At 63.6% G+C, this 12,750-nt stretch carries 15 protein-coding genes; 2 read left to right on the top strand and 13 right to left on the bottom strand.

Going from position 1 to position 12,750, the window contains the following annotated elements:
- Positions 1-97 precede the first annotated feature (97 nt).
- Positions 98-601, top strand: a complete 504-nt coding sequence (locus Q0X62_RS10005; protein ID WP_297734896.1) for a GNAT family N-acetyltransferase — start codon at positions 98-100, stop codon at positions 599-601.
- On the opposite strand, the gene der is transcribed toward Q0X62_RS10005, so the two are convergent.
- The 13 genes from der to Q0X62_RS09940 form a co-directional block, all read right to left on the bottom strand.
- Complete coding sequence (gene der, locus Q0X62_RS10000) at positions 598-2,079, bottom strand: ribosome biogenesis GTPase Der (protein WP_297734893.1); 1,482 nt, start codon at positions 2,077-2,079, stop codon at positions 598-600. The two genes, Q0X62_RS10005 and der, sit on opposite strands and share 4 nt — an antisense overlap.
- Before the next feature lie 10 nt (positions 2,080-2,089).
- Positions 2,090-3,460, bottom strand: coding sequence for a PQQ-like beta-propeller repeat protein (locus tag Q0X62_RS09995; protein ID WP_297734891.1), 1,371 nt, complete (start codon positions 3,458-3,460; stop codon positions 2,090-2,092).
- Positions 3,453-4,217 (bottom strand): tetratricopeptide repeat protein, encoded by a 765-nt coding sequence (locus tag Q0X62_RS09990; protein WP_297734887.1) that lies wholly within the window; start codon positions 4,215-4,217, stop codon positions 3,453-3,455. Before Q0X62_RS09990 ends, Q0X62_RS09995 begins: the two co-directional genes overlap by 8 nt.
- 49 nt (positions 4,218-4,266) lie before the next feature.
- Positions 4,267-5,094: a 3-methyl-2-oxobutanoate hydroxymethyltransferase gene (gene panB / locus Q0X62_RS09985; protein ID WP_297734884.1), complete on the bottom strand. Its 828-nt coding sequence runs from the start codon at positions 5,092-5,094 to the stop codon at positions 4,267-4,269.
- Between the two features lie 76 nt (positions 5,095-5,170).
- Positions 5,171-5,512 (bottom strand): hypothetical protein, encoded by a 342-nt coding sequence (locus Q0X62_RS09980; RefSeq protein ID WP_297734881.1) that lies wholly within the window; start codon positions 5,510-5,512, stop codon positions 5,171-5,173.
- Positions 5,509-6,051: a sigma-70 family RNA polymerase sigma factor gene (locus Q0X62_RS09975; protein ID WP_295692232.1), complete on the bottom strand. Its 543-nt coding sequence runs from the start codon at positions 6,049-6,051 to the stop codon at positions 5,509-5,511. Before Q0X62_RS09975 ends, Q0X62_RS09980 begins: the two co-directional genes overlap by 4 nt.
- Before the next feature lie 13 nt (positions 6,052-6,064).
- Positions 6,065-6,448 (bottom strand): DUF6249 domain-containing protein, encoded by a 384-nt coding sequence (locus Q0X62_RS09970; RefSeq protein ID WP_297734879.1) that lies wholly within the window; start codon positions 6,446-6,448, stop codon positions 6,065-6,067.
- Positions 6,449-6,524: 76 nt separating this feature from the next.
- The gene (locus Q0X62_RS09965) at positions 6,525-7,082 is read right to left on the bottom strand and encodes an NnrU family protein (protein WP_297734876.1); all 558 of its coding nucleotides are present in this window, start codon (positions 7,080-7,082) and stop codon (positions 6,525-6,527) included.
- Positions 7,083-7,166: 84 nt separating this feature from the next.
- Complete coding sequence (locus Q0X62_RS09960) at positions 7,167-7,490, bottom strand: hypothetical protein (RefSeq protein WP_297734872.1); 324 nt, start codon at positions 7,488-7,490, stop codon at positions 7,167-7,169.
- On the bottom strand, positions 7,487-8,017 hold the full coding sequence (locus Q0X62_RS09955; protein WP_297734869.1) for a sigma-70 family RNA polymerase sigma factor: 531 nt from the start codon (positions 8,015-8,017) through the stop codon (positions 7,487-7,489). Before Q0X62_RS09955 ends, Q0X62_RS09960 begins: the two co-directional genes overlap by 4 nt.
- A gap of 9 nt (positions 8,018-8,026) precedes the next feature.
- Entirely contained in the window at positions 8,027-8,437 is a 411-nt protein-coding gene (locus Q0X62_RS09950) for a hypothetical protein (RefSeq protein ID WP_297734866.1), read from the bottom strand.
- A 135-nt stretch (positions 8,438-8,572) separates the two neighbouring features.
- Positions 8,573-9,436 carry a GyrI-like domain-containing protein gene (locus Q0X62_RS09945; protein ID WP_297734863.1) on the bottom strand — a complete coding sequence of 288 codons (864 nt, stop codon included), beginning with the start codon at positions 9,434-9,436 and terminating at the stop codon, positions 8,573-8,575.
- Positions 9,437-9,536: 100 nt separating this feature from the next.
- Complete coding sequence (locus tag Q0X62_RS09940) at positions 9,537-11,021, bottom strand: alpha/beta fold hydrolase (protein ID WP_297734860.1); 1,485 nt, start codon at positions 11,019-11,021, stop codon at positions 9,537-9,539.
- 146 nt (positions 11,022-11,167) lie between these two features.
- On the opposite strand from Q0X62_RS09940, the gene Q0X62_RS09935 reads away from it, so the two are divergent.
- Positions 11,168-12,730 carry a LytTR family DNA-binding domain-containing protein gene (locus Q0X62_RS09935; protein ID WP_297734857.1) on the top strand — a complete coding sequence of 521 codons (1,563 nt, stop codon included), beginning with the start codon at positions 11,168-11,170 and terminating at the stop codon, positions 12,728-12,730.
- Positions 12,731-12,750: the final 20 nt, after the last annotated feature.

Below are 12,750 nucleotides of genomic sequence, written 5' to 3'. Positions count from 1 at the left end.
TTCACCTTCGCGTTTGACCCGCATCTTCGGTCTGGGCGAACCGGTCAGGCAGAGCTAAACCGGCCCTCCCGCCTGCGGTCACCCGGATCACTTGAATATGCCTCGCCCCGCGCCCACACACCTCGCCTTCGTACGCCTGAGCGAGATCTCACGCGACGCGATCTCCCGTCACATGTCGGATCCGCGCCTGGCCGAGCACATGCCGCTCCTGCACGGCGACTGGGACCGCGCGCGGTGCGAGGCCTTCATCTCGGCCAAGGAAGCCTGCTGGGATCGCGACGGATTGGGACATTGGGCCTTTATGGCCAACGGTGACTATGTCGGCTGGGGCGGATTCCAGAAGGAGGGCCTGGATTGGGATTTCGGCCTCGTCCTGCGGCCGCAATATTTCGGACTCGGGATTGCCCTCACGCGCAAGGCGCTCGCATTTGCCCGCAGCGATGACCGGATCCCCTACGTCACATTCCTGCTACCACCGACACGCAAACATGTGCGCGGGCTGGAACGCCTGGGGGCCAGCGTCGTCGATACCATCACATATGACGGTGAGATCTTCATGAAATACCGGCTCGAAACCGGACCCGGCGGCGCTGCGTCCTAAGGCTTGCGCCCGGCGGCCTTGCCCTTGGCCTGGTGCTGCCCCTTGGGCGGCTTGACCGGACGGTTGGGACGCGCGGGTTTGGCTGTTTTCGAGGCCTTGTCGCCCGGACCACTCCCGCCACGATCACCCTCGACATAGGGGTTCTTGCCAGCCTTGACGATCAGGCGGATCGGCACTCCGGGCAGATCGAAAGCGTCGCGCAAGCCATTGACCAGATAGCGCTTATAGCTTTCCGGCAGGTCCGAAGCGCGCGAACACATCATCACAAAGGTCGGCGGGCGCCCCTTGGTCTGGGTGATGTAGCGCGGCTTGATACGGCGGCCATTGACGGCGGGCGGCGGGTGCCGCTCGGTCATTTCGTGCAACCAGTCATTGAGATCGCGCGTCTTGACCTTGGCGTCCCAGTTTTCATGGAGCTTGGCCAGGGTCGGCATGATGGCGTCGAGGCCCTTTTTCTTGAGGGCCGAAATCGGCAGCAAGGGCGCGCCCGTCATCTGCGGCAGCAGGCGTTCGAACTCGAGACGGATTTCCTTGAGATAGGCTTCGCGGTGCGGGACGAGGTCCATCTTGGACACGCAGATCGCGACGGCCCGGCCTTCCTTGTAGGCCATATCGGCCAAGTGCAGATCCTGCTTCTCCAATGGATGCTCGGCATCCATGAGCAGGACCACGACCTCGGCGAACTTAACCGCGCGCAGCGTATCCGCAGCACTCATGCGCTCCAGCCGGTCGGCAACCTTGCCGCGTCGGCGCAATCCGGCGGTGTCGTGCAGGCGAACACGCCGCCCGTCCCAGACCCAGTCGACGGAAATGGCGTCGCGCGTGATTCCGGCCTCCGGGCCGGTGATCAGGCGCTCCTCGCCGATCAGCGTATTGATCAGGGTCGACTTGCCGGCATTGGGGCGACCAATGACCGCAATCCGCAGCGGCGGGTCGCCCTCATCCTTGCTGGCGCGACGCGCCGCCTTGGCCATGGGGCCCAGCGCGGCGAACACGGCATCATAGAGATCTCCGATACCGGCACCATGCGCGGCGGACATGGCGATCGGTTCACCCATGCCCAATTCATAGGCATCCATGAGGCCTGACTCGCCGGCCTTGCCTTCACACTTGTTGGCCAGCAGCAGGACAGGCTTTCCCGAGCGGCGGATAACATCGGCAAAGACCTCGTCGAGCGGGGTAACGCCCGCTCGGGCATCGATCAGGAGGAGGCAGAGATCGGCATCATGGATGGCCATCTCGGTCTGGGTGCGCATCTCGGCATCCAGACCATCTTTCTCGGCATCGTCATATCCGGCGGTATCAATCAGCAGAAGCGGCAGATCACCCAGACGCCCACGCGCCTCGCGCCGGTCCCGAGTGACACCGGGCCGGTCATCGACAATAGCCAGGGGTTTCCCGGCCAAGCGATTGAACAAGGTCGATTTTCCCACATTCGGACGTCCTACGACGGCGATGCGGGGCAAGTGAGCAGTCATGCGTTTGCGCCTAGCGGAGCGCGATCATCCGCGCGTCATCGGTGACGACATATACGGTTTCATTGGCAATGACAGGGGGGATGAACACATCGCCGGGCAAATCCCGGTTGGACATGATCGTCCCGTCATAGGCGTTGAGCACCCGCATTTCACCGCGGCTGGAGGCCACGACGATCCGCCCACCGGCCATGATGGGGCCGGTCCAGGCGAGCCGGTTCTTGCGCTCGCGGGCATTCTCGAACAGGTCGAGCTGGGTGATCCAGTACACTTCGCCATCAAGACGATTGATGCAGACAATCTCCGCCTCGCTCGTTGTGACGTAGAGGAAATCGCCAGCCACCCAGGGGGCGTGCAGGCCACCGGCAGGCTGGCTCCAAAGACGCTCACCGGTGCGCAGCGAAATCGCCACAAGCAGGCCGGAATGGCTCATGGCATACACGGTGTTGTCGACAACGACCGGGCTGCCCGCGACATCATTGATCTCGGACATGGCCGTCAGGCCACCGGCACGGGTCAGGCTGTCCTGCCAGATCGGGTTTCCATTCTGGACCCGTAGCGCGATCAGCTCGCCCGAGGCGAAAGGCGCCACAACGATATCACCCAGCACAGCCGGGCTTGGCGCCGTCAGGAGGCGGGCCGATTCAACGATGCCCTGATAGGTCCACAAGACCTGGCCGCTGTCGGTATCCAGCGCCAGAAGCTCATTGTCATCGCTCGACACAAAGACTCGGCCATCGGCCACGGTCGGCGCCCCGTGGAAAGGCACCAGCGTCTCTGAGCGCCACAACTCGGCACCGCTTGACGCGTCGAGGGCAACGAAGAAATTCAGGCCCGAATGAACATAGATGCGGCCACCATCGAAGGCGAGGCCGCCGCCGAAGGACATACGGTCATAGCGATGCGTCGCCTCAATCCGGTGGCGCCAGACGGTTGCGCCGGTCTCCGCATTCATTGCCACGACTTCACCCCGGGCGTCGATCGCATAGATATTGCCACCCGCGACGACCGGGCGCGCATTGATGCGGCGACTATTGTCCGAGCCTGCACCGAAACTCTCGCGCCAGGCCACATCCAGCGAGCCGGATGCCTGGGTGTGCTGGACCGCATTGGTCGGATAGCCGCCGGGCTGTGGCCAGACAGTGTTCACATAGGCGGTTGGCAGATCGACGACACCAGCAGCCTCGCCATCAAGGCGCAGGCCCTGTTCAAAATTGAGGATGGAGACCCGGCCGTCGGTTGGCGCGTCTCCATTGAGGCCCTCCTCATCGCCATTGCCCCGGCCCGGGATCATGTCCAACGGATTGGGCACAGACGAACAGGCGGCCAGCGGCGCGATCAGGGCTACACCCAGAAGGATGCGGATACGCTTTACATCAATCATTGCCTGCATCCCCGGCATCAGGAGTTTCTTCGGTCTCGACGGGCGTCTCTTCAGCCGCCGTATCGTCGGCAATTGTCTCGGCCGGTTCAGCGCGTTGCGCGATAAGCGCCAAAGCCTCCTGCGCCCGCGACTGCACGCCCGCCGGCGCGTCGGTGGCGAAGGCCAGGAATTGGTACTGGGTCCGAGCGCGCTCATGATCCCCGGCTCGCAGGGCTGCGGTCGCGATTGTCTCTCGCGCCAGGTGCCGGAAGGGCGACTGCCCGTTCACCAGCCTGCTCAGGCGCAGATCAATATCAGAGAAGGACAGCGTGTCCCATGACGCCCAGACGGCGCGGATCTCGGCCATATCCTGCAGTAGCGGGTCGTTGGCCGCGGTCGCGGCCTGCTCGAAGAATTCGGCGGCGATCGCGTTTTCGCCTTGTTCCAGAGCGAGATTGCCACGCTGAATCAAGGCCAAGGGTGCATATCCAGCTGTCCCCTGATCCGCGAGCGTTTCGAGGCTCGCGGCGGCCAGCGCGAGCTGCCCGTTTTCGACCTGTGTCATCGCAACGAGATAGGAATCCGAGGCCGTTTCACGATTGGAGGTTTGCCAGGCTTCAAACCCTTGCCACCCGACCGTTCCCACAATGATGGCCAGAGCGCCGCCAAGCGCCCACGGTCCATATTTGCGCAACAAATCCTGATACTTGTCTCGGCGAAGTTCTTCGTCGACTTCTTCAAAAATATCGACCACGTCGGCGCGGCTCCGTTCAAACATTCAATGTGCGCGGGACCCTAGCGCCACTACCCCCTTGCCGCAACAGAGGTCAGCGGTCAGATCGCTTCATCGCGTAGACCTCGCTTGAGGAAGGAAAGCTGCGATCACGGACTTCACGAGCATAGCGGGCCACCGCCTCGTCCGTACGCTCCGACATGTTATCGTAGCGCTTGACGAATTTCGGGGTCCACTCAAACACGCCCAGCATGTCCTGCGTCACGAGGATCTGACCGTCACACGCCACCGATGCGCCGATCCCGATGGTGGGAACGGCAACGGTCTGCGTGATCTCGCGAGCGAGGTCTTCGGCCACACCTTCAATAACAATGGCAAAGGCGCCCGCCTCCGCGGTGGCCACGGCTTCGTCGATGACGCGCTGGCGCTCACTGTCAGTCCGCCCCTTGGCCTTGAATCCGCCATCGGCAAGTGCCGCCTGGGGTCTCAGGCCAATGTGGCCGATCACCGGGATTGAGCGTTCGGCCATGAAGCGGATGGTGTCGGCGGCATAGGTGCCGCTCTCGATCTTGATCGCCTGGCAGCCGGTCTCCGCCATGATGCGCGCGGCATTGGCGAAGGCCTGCTCCGGCGAGGACTCATAGCTCCCGAACGGCATGTCGACAGCGACCAGGGCACGTTTCGCGCCGCGCATGACGGCCTGACCATGCAGGATCATCATGTCGAGGGTGACACCGATTGTTGAATCAAGACCATGCACCACCATGCCGACACTGTCCCCGACGAGCAGAAGGTCGCAATGCGGATCAAGAATGCGCGCCATGGGCGCATCATAGGCGGTCAGGCAGACAAGCGGCTCACCGCCCTTGCGGGCACGGATATCCGGTGCGGTGATGCGCCGGACCTGGGTTTGGGCAGACATGGAATGGCCTTCTTGAAGTCGGGTGCCCGGAATGCGGCGACCGGACCCTAGCGCAGCATGCTGCGCTGCAAAAGCCTCACGCGATGCGGCGCGGCAAAACCGTGGCGACCATGCCCACCGCCACCGCCATTGCGGCCGCCGCCATCACTTCCGGGCTCATCAGGAAACCGATATTGGCCATCAGCCCGTCGGTCGGCACCTGGACCTGGCTGAGCAGGCCTTCCAGCTGGGTCCCCGCAATCGCAGACCCGGTCGACCCGGCCCCGCCGAGCAACAGAATTCGCTTGCGATCCGGATTGGACAATTGCTTGATCACGCGATGCGAGAAGGCATCGGCCTCCCGTTCGGCCTCAAGCGGCTCGGCTGCCTGGGCGAAGGCGGCCTTGAGCCGGGCATCGAATGCATCATCCATCGTCATGACGCCATCACCTCCGCGTCCGTAAAGAACGCCTGCAACTTGGCCCGGCCGCGATTGACGTGCGACTTGACCGTTCCCAGTGGCATGCCGGTCGCCTCAGCGGCTTCCGAGTGTGACATGCCACACGAATAACATAGCACGACCGCGATCCGTTCTTCATCCTTCAATGTGGCAAGCCCGCGATCGAGATCAACCACATTGCCCATATCCCGGGGCGCTTCGGACTCCTCCATCCCGCTCTGGAATTTCTCCAGCACCCGGTCCGCCGCCTTGCGCTTGCGCGCCGACATCAGGAATTGGGTGTAGGCGATGGAACAGAGCCAGGACTTGAATGAGCCCGTGCCCTTGAAGCTTCCGACCTTCTCAAACGCCTTGATAAAGGCATCCTGCGCAAGATCGTCCGCGAGGGCGTGGTTGCGGCACATGCGATGCAGCATGCCGCGAACCAGGCCTTGATGGCGCCGGACCAGTTCCCCGAAGGCCGCCGGGTTCTTCGTGGCGACCACCAGGGCTGTGAGTTCTTCGTCCGACGCCTTCATCAGCCCGCTCCGATTACTCGGAGGCCTCTCTTTTCCGCCCCATCAGGCCGAAGCCGACAAGGACCAGACCGATAAAGCCCGGGAAGGACGCGATCGCCGGCATGATGTACATTGCCTCGTCTTCGCCCTCGACCATCCCGATCGTCCAGCCGAGCACCAGGAACGCCGCGGCCACCGCGATCAGGATCAGGCCACCTTTCAGGTCACCATTATTGTCCTTGCGCGGCATTCCGAGCGCGCGGATTGTCTCCGGCGTCATCGCCTGGCCGGCGCGGATGGCCTCTTCGACCACTTTGAGCGTGGCCTTGCGCTTTTGCATCGACGCGTTCACGGCGACCCAGACGATGCCCAGGACCATCAGGAACATACCAGTGGGAACAACAATATCCGGTCCCATATCAACCTCCGTTTTGAGCCGCACCACGCGGCCTTTGTCGATGAGATGCGGCGCGGTTCGAATTTGGATGCAGAAATTATCCGATAACGGCAACGCCGAACAGATACATGTGAAAGTTCAATATGATAAGCGCTGCGATGAGACCGAGAACAATCGCGGTGAGATCACCGCCCCACCCTTTCACCACGGGCGGGGGCGTCTCGCGGAAGCAGGCGGCGATGAAAGTGATCAAAGACCAGGCAAAGAAACTGCCGAACAGAAGGACGGCTGACGCCTCGCTATTGGCCAGCAGATGGGCGCCCGACCAGACCACAACACCGGCCAGCATCGGATGGCGCACCCAGCGGCGGATATGGCCCGGCGCATAGGCCGACGTCAGGAGGATAATCCCCAGCGGCACGGCGAACAGGGCCAGATGGCGCCCCCATGCCGGAGCCTCCCAGACGGCCGGCGTCGGATGGGCGATGATCTTGCCGTAAATGATGAGCACAAAGCCGACCAGCGAGATCGCCGTATAGATCAGCTTGTAGGGCGTGGCCCCGAGTTTGGTCTGCAAGCCGTCACGAACGCCGGGCACGACCCGCAGAAAATGAACGCCCAGAAACAGCACCAGTCCAACAGACAGCAGCAACATGCGCGCCTCCCCCTTGTCCGTCCGACTATAGGCGATTCATTGCCATGTCGCGGAGCAAATCCTCTCGCCTTGACGGGAATGGGTTCAAAAGAACCGCAAGCGCGGCAGGCGCAGGATGGGCTGCCGGGTCAGCCAGAAATGGCCCAGATAAGCGACCGTGCCGGCCACCAGCATCACCAGAAGAACCTGGGACAAATCCTGTCCGAGCAATTGGGCAAAGCGTTGCAGGACCGGTGAGACCAGCGCAACGCCCAGCAATAGCAAAAGCGTGGCCAGGCTGCGCAGCACCAGCTCGACGCGCAAGCGGCGCGCCGCGACCTTCTCCATCACAGCCATGCGAAATCCGCGATCCACCGCCGGAGCGGTATCCGCGGCAAAAAAATCGGCAAGCGGGTCAGGCTGGCTCATGAATCCACTCCCAGTAGCTCCGCAAGACGCGTTCGGCCTCGAAGCACATGTGATTTTACAGTACCCAGCGGCATATCCAAGACCCCGGCCGCGTCGGCGTGGGTCCAGCCCTCTCCCAGGCAGAGCGAGACGGCGGCGCGCTGGTCCGGCGGCAATTGCGCCAGGGCCTGATGCAGCGCTATCGCATGCTCGGTTTGCGGCGTTTCGCAATCCGGCCGCATATCCTGCCAGTCATGATCGCGCTGCCGGTCGCGCGCCATGGTCCGGGCCTCGCCCTTGGCCTTGCGCCAGGCAATCGAGAACAGCCAGGATTTGAGCCGGGCCGGCTCACGCAGGCCTCGCAGCTCCGTCCATCCGGCCAGGAAGGTTTCCTGGGCCAGGTCATCGGCATCGGAGTCGTACGGGCAGAGGCGTCGCAGAAATGTGCGGATCGGACCCTGATACCGGTCGACGATCCGCGCAAAAGCCGCGTCAGAGCCCGAGCGGGCCGCCGCGACCAGCGCGGCGTCCGTCGGTGGCGAGCTCATGGATCCGTCCTAGGATTTGCGCTTGAAGAAAGACGCCACAAAGAAGGACGCCGAGAGCACGACGAAGATCAGGGCGACGAAATAGGCCACCTCGCCCATACCGATAAAGCCGCGATAGCCCTCATAGGCAAAGACCGCCGCGAAGCCCGCGAAGAGAATGACGAGGAAGGCGTTGGAGCCGGTGCCATGGCTGGCGCGATCGCCGCCGTCCGTGTCCGTCCAATCGTTACGGCCATCGCCGGGATCATCCAGGCTGGCGATCAGATCGGCTGGCGGCTCCTTGCCCGCAGCCGCATAGGTCTTGAGCAGGTCAATCTTCGCCTGCGTCCGCTTGTAACGCATGAAGCTTCCCCAGCCCGCGGCCAGAAAGAAGCCCAGCGGGAAGAGCAGCCACCAATACTCCTCAAAAATCTCGGCCATTGATTTCGTCTCCTGTCGATCGGTTCCAATAGGGCCACAACACGCAACCTTTGTCCCTAGGTCGCCGCCGAACAGGCATTTGGATGCACCAGGCTGCAATTCGCCTTTCCAGGCGCCCTGGCAACCACCCTGCCGTCAATCCGGTGCGAGTGGCAGATAAATATCCGAGCGCCACTCCGCTTCGGGTCGGCTTTCCGGATCGTCGACATAGTGTACGAAAAGCGGTTCATCACCGATCTCCTCGGCCTCACGAGCGAGGACTGCGGCATAGAGACGGTCAATACTGTCATGAAGCGTGTCATACCCGCCGACATGACGCAGGCGTGCGTGCCGCCCTCCGGCCAGCGCAAGCGGTTCGACGCCGTCGGGTGGCACCAGGTCCCCAACAGCGATCGCGCAGTCAAAATGCAACGCCGCCGCATTGGTAAAGCGCGGATCCTCGTGCCAGATGCCATAAATCCCGGCCAGGGCCTCCAGCGAATGCTGTGCAAACACGTGTTCGAACAGGCGCTTATAGGTTTGGTCGAGTTCGGCATAGGCACCGATATTGCGGATTGCGAGCAGGCGCAGTGGGTCCGTTGAAACGATCTCCACTGCCAGCGGCGCCTGAGCCGCGTGCTCCGGATCCGGTCGCAACAGCCGCTCCATGAGATCGCTCCGCCCGGCCCGCAACTCGCTTGCCGACCCGCCCGTCATCGCCTTGAACGCGCGGGCATAGGCCTGGCTGGAGCCGTACCCGGCCCCGGCGGCGGCGCGGGTCACCGTTTCGTCGGGGTTTGCCAGGCCTGGCAGCGAGCGGGCAAGCCGCACCCGGCGCACGGTCTCTGCGAGGGTCTCCCCGGTCATCAGCCGAAAGACGCGGTGAAAATGAAACGGCGAAAGGCAGGCGATCCCGGCCAGCCTGTCCAGCGACAGCTCGGCCTCGTCGGTGATGGCTTCGATATGCGCCAGCACCCGCTCGATCCGTTCGACATGGCGAACCCGGTTATCCGGCATCATGGTCGTCTCTCCCTTATGATGAACCATGAAACCGGTTTAGCGCTGACGGCAAGCCCGCGCGGTCCCGATCTTGCGATCTTTCCGCGCGGGCCTCGACGGCCTACCGCTCGAAGGGGTTGGCCAGGAAGTCAGGCAGATCGATCACGATCTCTATCTGCTCGACCGGTTCGCCACGCATGAAGCGGTGCATGACCTCTCCAACTTCCGGCGTCGTCATGAAGAGGTTGTGGCCGGCATTGCGCACGATGACCTGGGTGACCTGGCTCAACCCGACAACGGCCTCACGCTGGCTTTGCGGATAGGTCCGCCCATCCAGCGTGCCGGTCAGCAGGAGGACCGGCGTATCGCCGGTCGGACCACGGCGGAAATCGGAGCCGAGATCCAGCCCGTCGATGGACTCATTGAGCTGAGGCATGGGGAAATTGAGATAGAGGCCCAACAGACCGCTCTCGGCTTGCGCCTCAACCTCTGCCAGACGGTCCGGCTCGATCCCGGAGGCAATATCCATCGCCGTCGACATGGCATTCAGCGAGATCGGCTCACCGGGCGTCCAGAAAAAGCCGAGAAGCCGCGTCGCCAGTGTCGTGTCGCCCTGCTCCAGCGAGGTATAAAGCGCCGGCAGCAGACCGGCATTGGCCGGGTCGGCGATCAGGCCGGAGGCGAATTGCTGCACATGATGACGCTGCAGCAGGAAGGGAATCGCGGGGCCCTCTTCCCGCGGGACCTCGATCAGGATCGGGTTCGCTTCGAGTTGTGCGTGCACACGGCGCATCAGTCCGGCGATATCCGGGTAAAGCGCGGCTGCCGCCGGCTGCGTGTCGATCGCCGCTTGCAAGCGGCCAATATAGGAGTCGGTCCGGGCTGGATATTTGACGGTCTGATCGAGCCCCTCGGCGCTGGCAAGAATGACCCGGTCAATCTCGTCCGGTATGGCGTTGATCGCCGCAAGGGCAAGGTGACTGCCATAGGAAATGCCCCAGAGCGAGATCTCATCGGCGCCGAGATGGACGCGCAGATCGGACAGGTCAGCGACGCTCTCAGCCGTCGTATAGCCGAGCAGGTCGACACCCTCGCCCTCCCAGAACGCCACGCATTCCGCCAGCGCGGCCTGATAGGCCGCCACGATGTCCGCATCGCTGATCCGCGCCGCCTCATCGGGCTGCTGGCTGCTGGTGCAGCGCGGCGGGCGCTGGCTCTCGCCGGTGCCACGCTGGTCGAAGGCGATCACGTCGGCATGCTGGCGCATCGCCATGAAAAGCGGGAAGCGGCGTCCTCGAGCCGTGCCCGAACCGGAGCCACCGGGCCCGCCTGCAAGATAGACGATCGGCGGACCGGACGTTTCGCCGGTCGCCGGAAAACGAACATAGCTCAGCGTGATCATCCGGCTGTCCGGATCGGCCCGGTTCTCGGGTACCTGGATTTCACCGCGAAAGGCCTCGACATTGTCGCCGCTCTGGGCGGTGAAGGTAAACGCTGCTTCCCCCTCGCTCTGGGCAACGGCGTCTGGCACTGGCCCGACGGCAAGGCTGGCGAGCAGGGCGCTTCCCGCCATCAGGCTGGCGCGTGTGATCTGGGTGAGTGTCATGCGTGCATCTCCGAATTGGCTTGCCCCCGGGGCGAGCCGTCATCAGACAGTGTCGGGCGCTGCACCACACCTGACATTCGCTCAGCGGTGCCGATCCGCCGACAAGCGGCGGGACGCCCCGGGCCGTAACCGCTAACCTGACAATCATGACCGTTCGCCCGATCTTTGCCCGTGACCTGACGACCTGCCTGCTGGCCGGCCTGATGGCCGTGCTCGCCCTCACCGCATCCGCCAGCGGCCAGCGGACCACCCATGTCGCCATCGAGGATGTAACCGTCTGTCCGGCGCGCGATGGCGACATCGCGCCACCGGATTTCACCGCGACTGCGTGCGAGACGGTTTCGCTCTACGACCTGGACCCGCAGGGTCGGCATCTCTGGGTCCGTCTGCGCCTGCCCCTGACCGATGGCGAATGGGAAGGTACGGGCCCATGGGGGTTGATGGTGATGGGCAAGATGTCCAGCGAGGTGTTTTTCAACGGCACCCGTATCGGCGCCAATGGGCACCCCGCAGACACGGCGAGGGCCGAAGAACCGGGCCGCATCGATGCCAGCCTGTTTGTCCCGCACACGCTCGTTCGGGCGGGCGACAACACGATCGACATGCGCCTGTCCAGCCATCATGGCTGGCTGCGCCTGGTCTCGCCCATCCATGCCATCCAGTTCAGCCGCTACCGTGACCCGACCAGTTTCATCATCACCGGCTATTGGCCCAGCCTGATCACCTTCGGTGTCTTTCTGGCCGCCCTGGTCTTTTTCGGAGTCACGGCCTGGCGCAATGAGGACCGGGAAGCCTCGCTCCTCCTTGCCGGCGCCTCCTTCTTCGCGGGGACCGAGCTCTTCGTGGAATCGGCGCGCGGCCTGATCGCCTATCCCTACCCGTTTCACGATACGCGCCTCGTCCTGATCACTGTATGCGCCGCCGGTTTCATGCTCTGCCTGCTCGACTGGCTGATGCTGCGCATGACCCGGCTGCACCGGCGATCCAGAGCCGGTCGCCTGACGGCGGTCGCCGCCATCATGACGATTGTCGTGGTGCTGGTGCCGGGCTTTGACGGCAAGACGGCTGGCGTCTTGATGACCGGCTGCGCTGCCGGGCTGGCCCTGTCTTCGGGTTGGGCCATAGGCAGGCGACGCGGCGCAATCGCCCTGGTCGGCCTGTTTGCCCTCGCCCTCATGGCCATCCTCTATTACGGATCCCGATTTCTTGATGTCGGCTATTTTCATGCGGCCGCCGGCGTGCTCGCCTTCGGCATCTACCAGCAGGCCCAACTTCTGGTTCAGGCGCGGCGTCAACACCGACTCGAAACCGGGCGCGCATTGCAGCTTGAAACCGCCCTCGCCCAGGCGCGCCAGAAATCAGCCCCCGCACAGATCCAGCTCGTGAGCGCCGGCCGGGTCGACTATGTCTCGACCGATCGGATCGTCCAGCTCAAGGCGGCCGGCGACTATGTCGAGCTGCATTTCGAAGACGGCGCGACCTCGCTCTATACCGGCACGCTCGGCGGGCTGGAGGACCAACTGCCCGCCGCCTTCCTGCGCGTCCATCGCTCGCACATCGTCAATACGCTCTTTGTGTCGGCGCTCGAGCGCGAGGCCAGTGGAACCGGCCGACTCCTGCTGTCCAATGGCAGCGAAGTTCCGGTCAGCCGCCGCATCATGCCGGCGGTGCGTTCAGCGCTGGCGGAGAAGGCTGTGGAGGCTGGCTGAGACAGGTCTGCCGGACTGTC

It is taken from the genome of uncultured Maricaulis sp., from assembly GCF_947259345.1.
Lineage (GTDB): Bacteria > Pseudomonadota > Alphaproteobacteria > Caulobacterales > Maricaulaceae > Maricaulis.
The sequence above is the reverse complement of the archived record's forward strand: the minus strand, read 5'-3'. Positions and strand labels throughout refer to the sequence as shown.